This window comes from Intrasporangium chromatireducens Q5-1 (assembly GCF_000576575.1).
GTDB classification, from domain to species: Bacteria; Actinomycetota; Actinomycetes; order Actinomycetales; family Dermatophilaceae; genus Intrasporangium_A; species Intrasporangium_A chromatireducens.
The window spans coordinates 1-15,941 of the sequence record NZ_AWQS01000087.1 but is presented as its reverse complement, the minus strand read 5'-3'; the positions used below and the strand labels follow the sequence as shown (position 1 = coordinate 15,941).

Here is a 15,941-nt window from a genome sequence, read left to right as displayed (position 1 = left end):
ACCCCGAACCGTCGAGTGAGCGCGAACTCCGGCCCGGACCCACCCCAGCGCCGCGCGGCCCCACGGTGCAGCGGCCACTGTCGCCCCGAGGTGGCAGGCTGGGCGCGATGGGTGACGTCCTCGACCGGTTCTCCGAGGCCACGCAAGCGTGGTTCCGGAGCAGTTTTCACGCGCCCACCGAGGCGCAGGCCGGGGCGTGGGACGCGATCTCCTCGGGCCACCACTGCCTCGTCGTCGCGCCGACCGGCTCCGGCAAGACCCTGTCCGCCTTCCTGTGGGCGATCGACCGGATGGCCCGCGAGCCGCTCCCGGAGGACCGCCTGGCGCGCTGCCGGGTCCTCTACATCTCCCCGATGAAGGCCCTCGCCGTCGACGTCGAGCGCAACCTGCGGGCCCCGCTCGTCGGTATCGGTCATGCCGCCACCCGCCTCGGCCTGCCGGTCCCCGACATCGCCGTCTCCGTCCGCTCCGGCGACACGCCTGCGACCGAGCGCCGGGCGTTCGCCCGCACCCCGAGCGACATCCTCATCACGACGCCCGAGTCGCTCTTCCTGATGCTGACCTCGTCCGTGCGCGAGGCGCTCCGCGGCGTGCAGACCGTCATCATCGACGAGGTCCACGCGGTCGCCGGCACCAAGCGCGGCGCGCACCTAGCGCTCTCCCTCGAGCGGCTTGACGCGCTCCTGCCCCAGCCGGCCCAGCGCGTCGGCCTGTCGGCGACGGTGCGCCCGGTCGAGGACGTCGCCCGCTTCCTCGCCGGGGGACGCCCCACCGAGATCGTCCAGCCCGAGTCGACGAAGGAGTGGGACCTGCGCGTCGTCGTCCCGGTCCCGGACATGGCCGAGCTCGGGTCGTCCGTGGCCGAGCTCGAGCCGGGACTGCCCGACTTCTCCGGCTCCGCGACGGGTACCCCTCCCCGGGCGAGCATCTGGCCGCACGTCGAGGAGCGCATCGTCGACCTCATCGCCGAGCATCGCTCCACGCTCGTGTTCGCCAACTCCCGTCGCCTCGCCGAACGGTTGACCGCCCGGCTCAACGAGATCTGGGAGGAACGCCAGCAGGAGGGTGGCGGGCTGCCCGATGAGCGTGCCGGCGAGCGGTCGGACACCCCATTCCGGTATGCCGCTGAGCCAGCGGGCGCGGACGGTGGCCTCCCAGCGGTGCGGGCTGAGCGGCATACCCGGGAGCCGGCGAAGCCGCCGGCCCAGGTGATGGCGCAGTCCGGAGCCAGCCAGGGCGCACCGGGCGTGCTGGCGCGCGCCCACCACGGCTCGGTCAGCAAGGAGCAGCGGGCGGCGATCGAGGAGGACCTCAAGGCGGGTCGACTGCCCGCCGTCGTCGCGACGAGCAGCCTCGAGCTCGGCATCGACATGGGCGCCGTCGACCTCGTCATCCAGGTCGAGTCGCCGCCCAGTGTCGCGAGCGGGCTGCAGCGGGTCGGGCGGGCGGGGCACCAGGTGGGCGCGGTGAGCCGCGGCGTCCTCTTCCCGAAGTTTCGCGGCGACCTCGTCCAGACCGCCGTCGTCGTCGAGCGGATGCGGTCCGGCGGCATCGAGGCGTTGCACGTCCCGGCCAACCCGATCGACGTGCTCGCCCAGCAGATCGTGGCGATGTGCGCCCTCGACGAGTGGACCGTCGACGAGATCGAGGCGCTCGTCCGGCGGTCGGCGAGCTTCGCCGGGCTGGCCCGCTCGGTCCTCGAGGCGACGCTCGACATGCTCGCCGGGAAATACCCGAGCGACGAGTTCGCCGAGCTGCGGCCGCGGATCGTCTGGGACCGCGTCACGAACACCGTCACGGGGCGCCGCGGAGCGCAACGGCTCGCGGTGACGAGTGGTGGCACCATCCCCGACCGGGGGCTCTACGCGGTCTTCCTCGCGTCCGGGGAGGGCCCCGGTCGTCGCGTCGGCGAGCTCGACGAGGAGATGGTCTATGAGTCGCGGGTCGGCGACGTCTTCACGCTCGGCACGTCGAGCTGGCGGATCGAGGACATCACGCACGACCGGGTCCTCGTCACGCCGGCGCCGGGCCAGCCCGGCCGGCTGCCCTTCTGGAAGGGCGACGCCGCCGGCCGGCCGGCCGAGCTCGGGCGGGCGGTCGGCGAGTTCGTCCGCGGCATCGTCGGGCTGAAGCCCGAGGCCGCCCGCGACCGGATCGAGCAGGCCGGCCTCGATGAGTGGGCCTCCGACAACCTGCTCGCCTACGTCTCCGAGCAGCGCGAGGCGACGCGGCACGTCCCCGACGACCGCACCATCGTCGTCGAACGGTTCCGGGATGAGATCGGCGACTGGCGGGTCGCGGTCCTCTCGCCGTTCGGCAGCCAGGTGCACGCCCCGTGGGCGCTCTGCGTGGCGGCGCGGATGCGCGAGCGGTTCGGGGTGGACGTGCAGGCGATGCACGGTGACGACGGCATCGTCTTCCGGCTGCCCGACCTGGAGTTCGACGAGGACGGCTTCTCGGAGGTGGGTGGTGCCGAGGGCGACGCGGCCGGGGCTGCGGTGCGGCGGCGGTCCGGTACCGCCATCGGCCAGCAGCTCGTCGAGCTGGTCACCCTCGACCCTGAGGAGGTCCGCGAGCTCGTCACCGCGGAGATCGGCGGATCGGCCCTGTTCGCAGCGCGGTTCCGCGAGTGCGCCGCGCGGGCACTGCTCCTGCCGCGTCGCCGTCCCGACCGGCGCCAGCCGCTCTGGCAGCAGCGGCAGCGGGCGGCGCAGCTGTTGCAGGTGGCCAGCCAGTACCCGTCCTTCCCGATCGTCCTCGAGACCGTTCGCGAGTGCCTCCAGGACGTCTTCGACGTGCCGAGCCTGGTGGCCCTGATGGGCGACATCCGCTCCCGCGCCGTCACCGTCGTCGACGTCGAGTCGGCCCAGCCGAGCCCCTTCGCCAAGTCGCTCGTCTTCGGCTACGTCGCGCAGTACCTCTACGAGGGTGACTCCCCGCTGGCCGAGCGCCGGGCCGCCGCCCTCGCGCTCGACCCGTCGCTCCTGTCCGAGTTGCTCGGCCAGGGGGAGGCCCTCGCGCTGCGCGACCTGCTCGATCCGCAGGCCGTCGCGCGCACCGAGGCCGAGCTGCAGCGGCTCACCCCCGAGCGGGCGGCCCGCGACGACGAGGACCTCGCCGACCTGCTCCGGGTGCTCGGACCGCTGTCGATGACCGACATCCTCGCCCGGGCGGCCGAAGGGTTCTCCCCGGCCGCCGTCGAGGCCGCGCTGCGCCACCTCGAGGACGCCCGCCGGGTCATCGCCGTCCGGGTCGCCGGCGACGACCGCTGGGCCGCCATCGAGGACGCCGCGCGGCTCCGCGACGCGCTCGGCACCGCTCTGCCCGTCGGCATCCCGCAGGCGTTCCTGGAGCCGGTGCCCGACCCGCTCGGTGACCTCGTCGCCCGCTTCGCCCGCACCCACGGCCCGTTCACCCCCGGCACGGCCGCCCGCTGGTGGGGCGTCGGACCCGCCGTCGTCCACGACGCCCTGCGCCGACTCGTCTCCGCCGGTCGGGTCGTCGAGGGCGAGCTGCTCCCCGTCGAGAACGGCGGCGGCCGCGGCCCGGAGTTCTGCGACGCCGAGGTGCTGCGGCTGCTGCGTCGCCGTTCCCTCGCCGCCCTCCGGCACGAGGTCGAGCCCGTCACCCAGCGCGACCTCGCGCGCTTCCTCCCGCAGTGGCAGGGCGTCGGTGGTGGCCTCCGTGGCCGCGAGGGCCTGCTCCGCGCCGTCGAACAGCTGACCGGAGCGGTGCTCCCCGCCAGCGCCCTCGAGACCCTCGTCCTGCCGGCGCGGGTCGCGGGCTACCGCCCCGGCCTGCTCGACGAGGTGATGAGCACCGGTGAGGTGACGTGGCGCGGCCATGGTTCCCTGCCCGGCGACGACGGCTGGGTCAGCCTGCACCTCACCGAGACCGCGCACCTGACCCTGGCGCCCCCCGAGGACCGCGAGCTGACCGGCACCGAGCGAGCAGTGCTCGCCGAGCTCGCCGGAGGGGGCGCCTGGTTCTTCCGGGCCCTGGCCAGCCGCCTCGACCTCGACGACAGCGAGCTGCTCGACGCGCTGTGGTCCCTCGTGTGGTCCGGTCACGTCACCGGTGACACGCTCGCGCCGCTCCGCGCCCTCCTCGCCGGCGGCCGCACCGCCCACAAGCGCGCCAGCTCCGGTCCCCGCACGACGCGGTATGCCGCTCAGCGCCGTTCGCTCGGCCGGTTCGGCTCGCTCCGGGCGGGGTTGGGCGGTGCCGCTGCCGGTCCCGGTGCTGGTGCCGGCCTCGACCAGGCCAAGGTCGTGGCTGCCGAGGAGACGGCCCGGGCGGCCAGCCTGCGGGCCGGGCGCGCCGCGGCCGGATCGGTCCCGTCGACCGGCGTAGGGCGCTGGACCGCACTGCCACCCGCCGAGGCCGACCCCACGGTGCGGGCCGTGACGAGTGCAGAGCTGCTGCTCGACCGCTACGGCGTCCTGACCCGCGGCGCCGTCGTCGCCGAGGAGGTGCCGGGCGGGTTCGCCGCCGTCTACCGGGTGCTCGCCGCCGCCGAGGAGGCCGGCAAGGTGCGCCGGGGCTACTTCGTCGAGTCGCTCGGCGCGTCCCAGTTCGCGGCCCCCGGGGCGGTCGACCGGCTCCGGTCGCTCGCCCGGCTGCCCGACGACTCCGCCGGACCGGGCTCGGGCCGTTCGCCCGAGCCGGCCGACCCGTGGACGCTGCCGGCCCCGGGGACCGAGCTGAGCGGCATACGAAAGCCTGTCGGGCCGGCGCTCGTGCTCGCCGCGCACGACCCCGCGAACCCCTACGGGGCGGCGCTGCCGTGGCCGGAGCGGCGGGTCACCGACCCGACCGACGACGGCGAGGGGAGCCGGCGCAAGGGGCACCAGCCCGCGCGCAAGGCCGGCGCCCTCGTCGTGCTCGTCGACGGCACGCTCGTGCTCTATGTGGAGCGCGGCGGCCGCACCATGCTCTGCTGGTCCGACGACCCGGCGGAGCTGCAGGCGGCCGCCGACGCGCTGGCCCTGTCGGTGCGCGAGGGGGCGCTCGGCCGGCTGACCGTCGAGAAGGCCGACGGGGCCTCCGTCCTCGGCTCGGGCCACCCGCTCGTGCAGGCACTGTCGCAGGCCGGCTTCCACATGACGCCCCGGGGGCTACGGCTGCGCCGCTGAGCCGTGGCCCGGGGGTGCGGCGTCCTCAGCACTTCTCCCAGTAACCGGGCGAGGACTCCTTGAGGGTGGACGTGTAGAAGGTGTTGTAGAGGCCTAGCTGCTGGTTCGACCCGACCGCCCACGCGTAGCCGCCGGACTGGTACGCCCGCCCCGCCTGGACGTGCGCGTAGTTGCTCGCCGTGACGCACGTCGGTGCCGGCGCGCTCGTCGTCGTGCTCGTCGGCGTGGTCGTCGTGGGAGTGGGGGTCGGCTCTGCGGTCGTGGTCGACGTCGTGCCGGTCGGAGTGGGGGTCGGCGTCGGCCCGGAGCGGTCCAGCCCGAAGAACACTGCGTCGTAGTACGCCCCGCAGACGGTGTCGATGAAGTAGGCGCCGGTGGCGCCGCACTGCTCGGGGGCGGTGCCGGGGTCGACCGGCGTGCCATGCCCCATCCCCGCGACCCGGTGCAGCCGGACCTGGCCGCCGTAGTCCTCCCACGTCACCACATCTCCGGTCGAGCCGGTCGAGGTGGGCGTCTGCGAGACGCCGAGGACGTCGGTGAACTGGTCACGCAGCTCCTCGCCGTTGCGGGGCGCGACCGTCGTGTCCGACTGGCCCTGCCAGATCGAGACCCGCGGGCGCGGCCCGGCGTAGGACGGGAAGGCGCCGCGCACCAGGTCGCCCCACTGCTTCGGCGTCTTGTCGACGCCCGGGTTCATGCACGAGAACGCATGGACCATGGAGGTGGCGCACTTGTACGGCAGGCCGGCGTTGATCGAGCCGCCGGCGAACTTGTCCGGGTAGGCGGCGAGCATGACCGCCGTCATCGCAGCGCCCGCGGACAGCCCAGTGACGTAGACGCGCTCGGGGTCCGAGCCGTAGCTCGTGACGGCGTGGTCGACCATCGCCGCGATGCTCGCCGCCTCGCCCTGGCCCCGGCTGATGTCGCCGGTCTGGAACCAGTTGAAGCACGTGTTGGAGTTGTTGGACTGGCTCTGCTCGGCGAGGACGAGCGCGAAGCCGTCCCGGTCGGCGAGGGTGCGCCAGCCGGAGTTCGCGAAGTACGTGGGCGCGTCCTGGGTGCAGCCGTGCAGCTCGACGACGAGCGGCGCGCCGGAGGGCAGCCCGTCGGGCCGGTAGGCGTACATCGTCAGCGCGCCGGGGTTGGCCCCGAAGCTGGGCACCTGCTCGAGCGCGGCGGCGCGGGCGGCCGGGGCCGTCACGACGAGCGCGCCCAGCGCGAGCGCGGTCGCGAGCGCCAGCAGCCCGCCGAGAGCACGGATGGGCCAGGCCAGTCGGAGCGTGTGGGGTCGTGGTCGGTCAGTCATCATCGCCTCCGTCCGGACGTCGCCGGTGACGTCCGTTTTGTCACGATTGCAGCAGTCGTATGCCGCTGAGCACAGTCCCCCGGACCAGCACCCCGGGCGCGTGGTGGGCGTCTGGCCCATTGCAGACTGGGCACATCTGTGGCATGGGACGCCAGTGTCGCGACGTGCGGGGAAGGAGGAGTCGTGCCCGAGGGTGACGCCGTGTGGCGGACGGCCCGGCGGCTGCACGCCGCCTTGGCCGGGCGGCAGATCGTCGCCGCCGACCTGCGCTGGCCGGACCTGTCGACGGCCGACCTGCGCGGCCGGGACACCCTCGAGGTCGTCAGTCGGGGCAAGCACCTGCTGCACCGGATCGACGGTGGCCTGACGCTCCACTCCCACCTGCGGATGGACGGCCGGTGGCGGGTCGAGGCGACCGCCACCCTCAAGCCGGGCTGGCGGCGCCTGCCGGACCTGCGGGCCCTCGTCGCGACGTCGGACTGGACCGCGCTCGGCGTGCGCCTCGGCGAGCTCGACCTCGTCCCGACGGTGCGCGAGTCCGACCTCGTCGGGCACCTCGGGCCGGACCTGCTCGCGCCGGACTGGGACGAGGCGAGTGCCGCCCGGTCCGTCGCGAACCTCCGCGTCGCGGCGGTGCCGGTCGCCCAGGCGCTGCTCGACCAGCGCAACCTCGCGGGGCTCGGCACGATCTGGATGGCCGAGACGCTCTTCGCCGAGCGGGTGCCGCCATGGTCAGTGGCATCCGAGCTGGGCGAGGAGCGCCTCGCCGGCATCGTCACGCGGGCCCACCAGCTGCTCGACCAGTCCCGTCGGCACGCCATGCCGTCGTCGACCGGCTCGCGTCGGCGGGGGGAGTCGTTCCATGTCTACGGCCGCAACGCCCGGCCCTGTCGGCGGTGCGGCGCCCTGGTCCGGGTCGCGTCGCTCGGCACGGGTCTGCACGACAGGGTCGTCTTCTACTGCCCGTCGTGCCAGGGCGGCCTCGCACCGACCGACAACGGCCGCGCCCAGCGCCCGCTCGGCTCTCGCGACGCCCCGTGACCCTGCACTGCCCGCTTCGTCCAGTGGCCGGTGTCGGTGCGCCTGTCTAGTGTCGGAGAGGTCGTAACCCGACCACGACGAAGGAGCAGGAGCATGGCATCGCGGCTCAACCCCTACATCAGCTTCGAGCACAACGCCCGCGAGGCGATGGAGTTCTACAAGGACGTCTTCGGCGGCGACCTCGTGATCTCGACCTTCGGCGAGTACGGCGACCAGGACGCGCCGGGCGCGGACGACGTCATGCACGCCCAGCTCGAGACCCCGAGCGGCTTCACCCTGATGGCCTCCGACACCCCGCCCGGCATGTCGCACACCGCCGGCGACAACATCTCGATCAGCCTGAGCGGTGACGACGCCGACCAGCTGCGCGGCTACTGGGAGAAGCTCTCCGACGGTGGCACGGTCGCCGTCCCCCTGCAGAAGCAGATGTGGGGAGACGAGTTCGGCTCCGTGCAGGACCGCTTCGGCATCACCTGGATGGTCAACATCGCTGGCGGCCAGCCAGGCTGACCTCGGCGCCGGCGCCGGCGCCTGCGGCGCACCGCGGTGGCCCAGCGGCGCACCGCGGTGGCCAGCGGCACACCTGGGCTGCCCAGCGGCGCGCCACGGCTCAGGCGCGGGTTCGGCGGCCGGACGCGATGACGATGCTCGCGATCCCGGCGAGCACGGACCACATCAGCACGAACACCCAGGTGTCCGAGCCATTCGGGTCGTGCAGGGCCGCGAAGACGGCGCCGGACAGGGAGATGCCGAGCACCGCGCCGAGCACGTCGGACAGGTTGAGCGACGAGCTCGCCCGGCCGTGCTCCTCGGCCGGGCTCAGCGCGAGGGTCAGCACCGACGTCGAGGACGTCGCGAGCCCCATCGCGAGCCCGGTCAGGACGGACCCGACGGCGAGGACGAGCCAGTGCATCCCGACCGCGGCCACGATCGCCAGCAGCCCGATCCCTGCGGTCAGGAAGACGCCGCCGACCGAGACGAGCTGCGGCTTGCGGTCCGCGAAGGTGGGGTTGCCCTGCATCCAGGAGCCGAACGACCAGCCCAGTGCCCCGACCGTGAGGACCGCACCGGCGAGCGTGGGCGACAGGTGGCGTTCGGCGACGAGCATGAGGGGCACGAAGGTCACCGACCCGTTGAAGGTGGCGCTGAGCAGCAGCCGACTCACCATCGTCGCGGGCAGTCCGCGCCGGATCCGGAGCGTCCCGGCCGGGACGAGGCGGGGATAGACGAGCAGGACCCCGGCGAGGCCCAGGGTCGCGGCTCCGAGCATCGCCGGGCTGAACGGCACGAGCCGCTCGGCACCCACCTGCAGCAGGCCGGCCGCGACGGCGATGGTCAGGCCGAGCCAGACGAGCCGCCGCTCGGCCTGTCCAGCGGCGGCTGCGCGTTCGCCGCGGAGGCCGCCGTCGATGGACTCCCGCTGCTGCAGCACGATGACGAACGTGGCCGCGATCGGCGCGAGGACGACGAGGAAGACCCAGCGCCACGAGAAGGTCGTCGTGAGCCAGCCGGCGATCGGCGGTCCGATGAGTGACGGCAGCACCCACGCGGCCGACGTCCAGCTGAAGACGCGTGGCCGCACCGACTCGGGATAGACCCGACCGGCGACGACGTAGAGCGCGACGACGTTGAGGCCACCGCCGAGACCGGCGACGGCGCGGCCGACCAGCAGCACCCCGAACGACCCGGCGAGCCCGGCGACGACACAGCCGAGGGCAAACAGGATCTGCCCGACGACGAGCACCTGGAAGGGGCCCCGCCGGTCCGACCACACGCCGGACAGGACGGTCCCGAGCAGCTCGGCCGTGAGCATGATCGAGAACGCGAGGCCGTACGACTTGACGGCGTTCAGCTCCGCCGCGACGACAGGCATCGCGGTCGAGACGGCCATCGCCTCGAAGGCGATGATCGTGATGAGCGCGATGACGGCAATGGTGACGAGGCGATGCTCCGCGGACAGCGGGCCGGGCGCGCGGTGCTGGCGGGCCGTCGGCCGGTCCTCGTTGCGCGTCGTCACCCGGGCAACGCTACCCAGCCGCTGCGACTCGCCGCCCCCGAGTTCTCGGCCTGCCGTCAGTCGGTCGCGATGCTCGGTGGGATCTGCCTGATGTCCGGAGCGGCCTGCCGCTCGGCGTTCGCCTGCGAGTCCTCGAGCTCCTCCTGCGACTCGACCTCGGCGGCGACGCGGGCGGCGTAGGCCGCGACCTCGCTCTCGACCCGGTCCAGGTCCCAGCCGAGGATGGGAGCCACGATCTCGGCGGCCGCCCGCGCCGAGTCGGTGCCACGGCTCGGTGACTCGATGGAGATCCGGGTGCGTCGGGTCAGCAGGTCATCGAGGTGCAGCGCGGCCTCGTGGGTCGCGGCATAGGCGATCTCGACGCGGAGGTACTCCTCGGCGCCGGGCAGCGGACGCAGCAGACCCGGGTCGCTGTCGGCGAGCGCCAGCACCTCGTCGAGCAGCGTGCCGTAGCGCTCGGCGAGGTGGGTGACGCGCCATACGGGCAGCTGTTGTCGCTCGGCGATCCGCTCGAGGCGGTTCAGCAGCGCCGGGTAGCCCTCCGCGCCGAGCAGCGGGATCTCGTCGGTCACGCTGTCCGGCACGTCGCCCGGCAGGTCCTCACGGGCGGCGTCGACGGCGTCGGCGGCCATGACCCGGTAGGTCGTGTACTTGCCGCCGGCGACCGAGACGAGCCCCGGCTGCGTGCGCGCGACCGCGTGCTCCCGGGAGAGCTCCGCCGTGTCCTCGTCCTCGCCCGCGAGCAGCGGCCGCAGCCCGGCATAGACGCCCTCGATGTCCGCGTGGGTGATCGGCGTCCGCAACACCGCGCCGAGGCGCTCGAGCAGGTAGTCGATGTCCGCCCGCGTCGCCGCCGGGTGCGCCCGGTCGAGGTGCCACTCGGTGTCGGTCGTGCCGATGATCCAGTGCGTCGTCCACGGGATGACGAACAGGACCGACCGCTCCGTGCGCAGGATCAGGCCGGTCTCCGAGTCGATCCGGTCCCGGGGCACGACGATGTGGATGCCCTTGCTTGCCCGGACGCTGAACCGGCCCCGGCTGCCGGCCATCGCCTGGATGTCGTCGTTCCACACGCCGGTGCAGTTGATGACCACGGTGGCGGCCACGTCGACCCGGGCGCCCGACTCGACGTCCTCGACGACGCCGCCGATCACCCGCTCACCCGCGTGGCGCAGCCCCACGACCCGGGCGGAGTTGAGGACGGTGGCGCGGTAGGCCGCCGCTGTCCGCACCGTCGTCAGGGTGTGCCGTGCGTCGTCGGCCTGCGCGTCGTAGTAGAGCAGGCCGCCGGTGAGCGCGTCCTTGCGCAGGGCGGGCGCGAGCCGCAGGGCGCCGGTGCGCGTGAGCTGCCGGTGCCGGGGTGTCGAGCGCGCGCCCCCGATCGTGTCGTAGAGCGTGAGTCCCGCTGTCACATAAGGGCGTTCCCAGCCGCGGCCGGTCAGTGGGTAGAGGAACGGCACCGGCCGCACGAGGTGTGGGGCGATCCGGGTCAGCATGAGCTCGCGCTCCCGCAGCGCCTCGCGGACCAGGTCGAAGTTCATCTGCTCGAGGTAGCGCAGCCCTCCGTGAAACAGCTTGGACGAGCGAGAGGACGTGCCCGACGCGTAGTCCCGCTGCTCGACGAGGGCCACCGACAGCCCGCGCGTGGCGGCGTCGAGCGCCGTTCCGGCGCCCGTCACGCCACCGCCGATGACGAGCACGTCGAACCGATGCGACGCCAGCCGCCGCCAGGCGCCGGCGCGCTGGTCGGGACCGAGGGCGACGGGACGCGTCATGGTGCCAGCCTATGCAGAGCCGGTATGCCGCTGAGCCGGCACCGCGGCAGCGCGCAGTGCCGCTGCGCTGCCGATAGGGGGGACGTCCTCGCGCAAAGATGTTGACGGCGTCCACACTCTGCGGGGACGATGTCGGCGGTGCCACCTATCGTGGACCGGACCACCTGAGTCGGGAGATGGACATGACCCTCCACGCCACACCTGCTCCATACCGTGGGCCCGCGATCGAGGCGGAGCACCTCGTCAAGCGGTTCGGGGAGATGACGGCTGTCGACGACGTCAGCTTCGCGGTGCCCCAGGGCTCCGTCCTCGGGCTGCTCGGGCCCAACGGTGCCGGCAAGACGACCACCGTGCGGATGATGACGACCCTCAGCCGTCCCACGAGCGGCACCGCCCGAGTGGCCGGCCACGACGTCATCTCCGACCCCGATGCGGTCCGGCGCAGCATGGGCCTCACCGGTCAGGCGGCAACGGTCGACGAGTTCCTCACCGGTCGGGAGAACCTGCGGCTCATGGGGTCGCTCTACGGCCTCTCCCGGCGCGAGATGACTCGGATCTCCGACGAGCTCCTCGAGCGCTTCTCGATCGCCGACGCGGGGGACAAGGTCGTCAAGGACTACTCCGGCGGCATGCGCCGCCGCCTCGACCTCGCCGTGTCCCTCATCGCAGCCCCTCGGGTCCTCTTCCTCGACGAGCCGACGACCGGGCTCGACCCCCGCAGCCGCGTGGAGCTCTGGTCGACGCTGCGCGAGCTCGTCGCCGATGGCACCACCCTGCTCCTGACGACGCAGTACCTCGAGGAGGCGGACCAGCTCGCCGATCGCATCATCGTCGTGGACCACGGCCGCATCATCGCCGAGGGCACGCCACTCGAGCTGAAGGATCGGTCCGGCGCGGCGGCACTGGTCATCACCGTGTCCCACGCGCACGAGCTCGTCGCGGCCCAGGCCCTGCTCGCCTCCCATGTCCGCGAGGTCCATGTCGACCCCGGTGCGCGGCAGCTGACCGCCCCCGTCGAGGGACTCGCTGACGTGATGCGCGTGGCCCGGGTCTTCGAGCAGTCCGAGATCGTCCTCGACGACCTCGGCCTCAAGCGCCCCAGCCTCGACGACGTCTTCCTGCACCTGACCGGTCGCAGGGCCGAGTCCGAGGAGTCCGCCGACGACCAGGCTGCCGAGCCGGCAGCCGTCATGGAGGAGGTCCGATGACGTCGACCATCGGCACGACGGCCCCGGCGCCGGCCGCCCGGCCCATCGTCACGCCGCCCGGGCTCGCCAGCCAGGTGCGCACGCACGTCTGGCGCAACGTCAAGCACATCCGACGGATGCCGGAGATGCTCGCCGACGTCACGTTCCAGCCCGTCATGTTCGTCGTCCTGTTCGCCTACGTCTTCGGCGGGTCGATCAACGCGGGCGTCAACTACCGCGAGTGGCTGCTGCCCGGGATCATGGCCCAGACGATGACCTTCTCGTGCTTCGTCGTCGCGGTCGGCCTCACGAACGATCTCAACAAGGGCGTCATCGACCGCTTCCGGTCCCTGCCGATCTCCCGCGCCTCGGTGCTCATGGGGCGCAGCATCTCCAGCCTGATCCACTCGAGCATCGGCATCGTCGTGATGGCCGGCACGGGCCTGGTCATCGGCTGGCGGATCCACGAGGGGTTCACCCGGGCGGTCCTGGGGTTCGCGCTCCTGCTGCTGTTCGGCTTCGCGATGATCTGGTTCGGCATCCTCGCCGGGTCCGCCCTCAAGACGGTCGAGGCCGTTCAGGGCGTGATGTTCACGGCCGTCTTCCCGCTGACGTTCCTCGCCGACACCTTCGCCCCGGCGGCGAACATGAGCCCGGCCTGGCTGCGCACCGTTGCCGAGTGGAACCCCATCAGCTCGCTGGTTCGGGCGATCCGGGAGCTGTGGGGCAACGCCGCCCCCCTCGCGCCCGACTCGGCCCTGCCACTGCACCACCCCGTGGAGTCGACGATCATCTGGTCCGTCGCGCTCACCCTGGTCCTCGCACCCCTGTCGATCCGCGCCTTCAACCGCCGCACGTCCGACTAGCAGTAGCGTCGGGCCATGCCTGATGCCACCCATGTCGTCGCGATCGACCAGGGCACGACGAGCACCCGGGCCATGGTGTTCGACCGGCGTGGCGAGGTCGTCGCGGCGGACCAGCGCGAGCACCGCCAGATCTTCCCGCGCGCGGGCTGGGTCGAGCACGACCCGCTCGAGATCTGGCGCAACACCCGGGCGGTCCTCGGCGGCGCGCTCGGCAAGGCGAACCTCAACGCCGGACACGTCGCTGCCGTCGGCATCACGAACCAGCGCGAGACGACCGTCGTGTGGGACCGCAGCACCGGTCAGCCGATCCACAACGCGATCGTCTGGCAGGACACCCGGACCCAGGCCATCTGCAACGAGCTGGCGGGGGAGGAGGGGCCGCAGCGGTTCGCGGCGACGACCGGGCTGCCGCTCGCGACCTACTTCGCGGGCCCGAAGATCCGGTGGATCCTTGACCACGTCGACGGCGCCCGCGACCGCGCCGAGGCGGGGCAGCTGCTGGCCGGCACGGTGGACACGTGGCTGCTGTGGAACCTCACCGGCGGCGCGGAGGACGGCGGCATCCACGTCACGGACGTCACGAACGCCTCGCGCACCCTGCTGATGGACCTGCGCACCCTCACCTGGGACGCGGCGATCGCGGCGGAGGTCGGCGTCCCGCTGCGGATGCTCCCCGAGATCCGGTCGTCCTCGGAGGTCTACGGCACGATCACGCCGGGGACGCTCGCCGGCGTGCCCGTCGCGGGGATCCTCGGTGACCAGCAGGCGGCGACGTTCGGTCAGGCGTGCCTCCAGCCGGGAATGGCGAAGAACACCTATGGCACGGGCAACTTCATGCTGCTCAACACCGGCGAGGAGATCGTCACCAGCCGGCACGGGCTGTTGACCACGGTGTGCTACCGGCTCGGTGAGGCGAAGCCCGTCTACGCCCTCGAGGGCTCCATCGCCGTCACGGGCTCGCTCGTGCAGTGGTTGCGCGACAACCTCGGCATCATCCGTGACGCGGCCGAGGTCGAGACGCTGGCCGGCACCGTCGAGGACAACGGCGGCGCCTACTTCGTGCCGGCCTTCTCGGGACTCTTCGCCCCGCACTGGCGCCCGGACGCGCGTGGTGCGCTCGTCGGCCTGACCCGCTACGTCCACAAGGGGCACATCGCGCGAGCGGCCCTCGAGGCAACCGCTTTCCAGACGCGTGAGGTGCTCGACGCGATGAGCCGTGACGTGTCGGGCGCCGGCGCCGAGCCCTTCTTGACCGAGCTCAAGGTGGACGGCGGGATGGTCGTCAACGACACGCTCATGCAGTTCCAGGCCGACCTGCTCGGTGTCGACGTCGTGCGCCCGAAGGTCGCCGAGACGACCGCGCTCGGGGCCGCGTATGCCGCTGGGCTGGCTGTCGGGTACTGGTCCAGTCCCAGCCAGGTGACCGCGAACTGGGGCGAGGACCGGCGCTGGTCGCCGCGGATGGACGCGACCGAGCGCGACCGCCTCTATCGGCAGTGGTGCAAGGCGGTCACGAGGACCCTCGACTGGGTCGACGCCGACACCCGCTGAGGCGTCACCGGCGCCGGCACTGGGAGCGGAGCCAGTCCACCGCGGCGCGGTCCGGGTCGTCGGTGCGGGCCTGCGGTGGGATGCCGTGCGTGAAGTCGTGGCCGGCCAGGTCCGTCAGGCGGGTGGTCGGCAGGACCAGCTCGGCGCCATCCGGGAGGGCGAAGCGCTCGGTGAGCGGCAGGCCGCGCGTGTCGGTGCCGAAGGTGCGCGTCCGGTCGCTCTGTTGCAGGGCGAGGGTCAGCGCCTCTCCGACACCAGTGGTCTGGCCGGACTGCAGGACGGCGACGGGCCGGGTGTTCCGGGTGCCCGAGCCGCTCGCAGACGCCATCGGGCGGCCGCTGAGGAACACGGATCCCATGGCGATGGACACGTGGAACGCCTTGCCGTTGCGGTCCCGCAGCTGGAAGATCTCTCCCTCTGGGAGGAACTGGTGCAGACCGGCGAGCAGCCCCCAGTCGTCCTGCGATCGGGTGTCGCGCAGGTCGATGACCCACCCGCACGACACTGCCGGTTGGCTGGTGCGGATGGTGTCGGCGATCGCGGTGGCGCGTGCCGACTCGCTGTCGCTGATGAGGGGGCCGATGGTGGGCACGGTGATGTGGCCGATCCCACCGGAGGCCGACACCGCCGGAGGCGCGGCGATCTCCGGAGTGGGCACGTCCTTGGGAGCGACGAGGAGGCCCTGCGGTCCGGCGGCTGCAGCGAGCGCCGTGGTCAGCGCTGGGTAGGTGTCGGCGGCGCTCCTGGCGGGACGCACCTGCGCCATCGCGTCGCGGACCACGCCCGGCCACCAGGTGACCTCGTCGACGAAGAACGAACGGTCACCCATGATCTGCAGGGCGGTCCGCGCATACTCCTCCGCGGGCGAGAGGGCCGTCCGGGTCGGCTCCGGCGTGCCGACCGGCTGCGGGCGGGACGGGCTGAGCAGGACCATCGCCACGGCGACCGCGGCGGCCAGTGCTCCGATGGAGAGCAGCTGGCGCCCCACGCGCCCGCCGATGGTCATGCTGCCGAGCCTAGGACGATCCCCCTCGTCGAGTGAGCGCAAACTCCGGAGTTTGCG

Annotated in this window: 10 protein-coding genes; 6 read left to right on the top strand and 4 right to left on the bottom strand. The window is 73.0% G+C overall.

Translation table 11 applies throughout. The features are described 5' to 3' along the window. Positions 1-107 precede the first annotated feature (107 nt). Positions 108-5,135: an Lhr family helicase gene (locus tag N864_RS11645; protein WP_034716793.1), complete on the top strand. Its 5,028-nt coding sequence runs from the start codon at positions 108-110 to the stop codon at positions 5,133-5,135. A 25-nt stretch (positions 5,136-5,160) separates the two neighbouring features. Here N864_RS11645 and N864_RS11640 read toward each other — a convergent pair whose 3' ends face one another. Beyond that, the gene (locus N864_RS11640; protein ID WP_051518488.1) at positions 5,161-6,441 is read right to left on the bottom strand and encodes an extracellular catalytic domain type 1 short-chain-length polyhydroxyalkanoate depolymerase; all 1,281 of its coding nucleotides are present in this window, start codon (positions 6,439-6,441) and stop codon (positions 5,161-5,163) included. Between the two features lie 183 nt (positions 6,442-6,624). On the opposite strand from N864_RS11640, the gene N864_RS11635 reads away from it, so the two are divergent. Together N864_RS11635 and N864_RS11630 are read left to right on the top strand one after the other, a co-directional pair. Then, positions 6,625-7,482 (top strand): DNA-formamidopyrimidine glycosylase family protein, encoded by an 858-nt coding sequence (locus tag N864_RS11635; protein ID WP_034716791.1) that lies wholly within the window; start codon positions 6,625-6,627, stop codon positions 7,480-7,482. Between the two features lie 93 nt (positions 7,483-7,575). Further along, complete coding sequence (locus tag N864_RS11630) at positions 7,576-7,992, top strand: VOC family protein (protein ID WP_034716789.1); 417 nt, start codon at positions 7,576-7,578, stop codon at positions 7,990-7,992. 100 nt (positions 7,993-8,092) lie between these two features. Here the strand turns inward: N864_RS11630 and N864_RS11625 are convergent, their stop codons facing one another. Together N864_RS11625 and N864_RS11620 are read right to left on the bottom strand one after the other, a co-directional pair. Then, the gene (locus N864_RS11625; RefSeq protein WP_051518487.1) at positions 8,093-9,499 is read right to left on the bottom strand and encodes an MFS transporter; all 1,407 of its coding nucleotides are present in this window, start codon (positions 9,497-9,499) and stop codon (positions 8,093-8,095) included. 56 nt (positions 9,500-9,555) lie between these two features. Then, a complete protein-coding gene (locus N864_RS11620) occupies positions 9,556-11,274 on the bottom strand; it encodes a glycerol-3-phosphate dehydrogenase/oxidase (protein WP_034716787.1) in 1,719 nt (572 codons plus the stop codon). A 176-nt stretch (positions 11,275-11,450) separates the two neighbouring features. Between N864_RS11620 and N864_RS11615 the strand changes: the two genes are divergently transcribed. Genes N864_RS11615 through glpK form a run of 3 tightly spaced genes read left to right on the top strand, consistent with a single transcriptional unit; the run spans position 11,451 to position 14,878 of the window. Further along, entirely contained in the window at positions 11,451-12,482 is a 1,032-nt protein-coding gene (locus N864_RS11615) for an ATP-binding cassette domain-containing protein (RefSeq protein ID WP_051518486.1), read from the top strand. Beyond that, a complete protein-coding gene (locus N864_RS11610; RefSeq protein WP_034716784.1) occupies positions 12,479-13,327 on the top strand; it encodes an ABC transporter permease in 849 nt (282 codons plus the stop codon). Before N864_RS11615 ends, N864_RS11610 begins: the two co-directional genes overlap by 4 nt. A gap of 15 nt (positions 13,328-13,342) precedes the next feature. Beyond that, on the top strand, positions 13,343-14,878 hold the full coding sequence (gene glpK / locus N864_RS11605) for a glycerol kinase GlpK (protein ID WP_034716781.1): 1,536 nt from the start codon (positions 13,343-13,345) through the stop codon (positions 14,876-14,878). A gap of 4 nt (positions 14,879-14,882) precedes the next feature. Here glpK and N864_RS11600 read toward each other — a convergent pair whose 3' ends face one another. Continuing rightward, the gene (locus N864_RS11600) at positions 14,883-15,884 is read right to left on the bottom strand and encodes a S41 family peptidase (RefSeq protein ID WP_034716779.1); all 1,002 of its coding nucleotides are present in this window, start codon (positions 15,882-15,884) and stop codon (positions 14,883-14,885) included. Positions 15,885-15,941: the final 57 nt, after the last annotated feature.

Coding starts and splice junctions, on each gene's coding strand:
- glpK (WP_034716781.1), top strand. CDS start 13,343: ATGCCTGATGCCACCCATGTCGTCGCGATCGACCAGGGCACGACGAGC.
- N864_RS11640 (WP_051518488.1), bottom strand. CDS start 6,441: ATGACTGACCGACCACGACCCCACACGCTCCGACTGGCCTGGCCCATC.
- N864_RS11645 (WP_034716793.1), top strand. CDS start 108: ATGGGTGACGTCCTCGACCGGTTCTCCGAGGCCACGCAAGCGTGGTTC.
- N864_RS11630 (WP_034716789.1), top strand. CDS start 7,576: ATGGCATCGCGGCTCAACCCCTACATCAGCTTCGAGCACAACGCCCGC.
- N864_RS11610 (WP_034716784.1), top strand. CDS start 12,479: ATGACGTCGACCATCGGCACGACGGCCCCGGCGCCGGCCGCCCGGCCC.
- N864_RS11615 (WP_051518486.1), top strand. CDS start 11,451: ATGGACATGACCCTCCACGCCACACCTGCTCCATACCGTGGGCCCGCG.
- N864_RS11620 (WP_034716787.1), bottom strand. CDS start 11,274: ATGACGCGTCCCGTCGCCCTCGGTCCCGACCAGCGCGCCGGCGCCTGG.
- N864_RS11600 (WP_034716779.1), bottom strand. CDS start 15,884: ATGACCATCGGCGGGCGCGTGGGGCGCCAGCTGCTCTCCATCGGAGCA.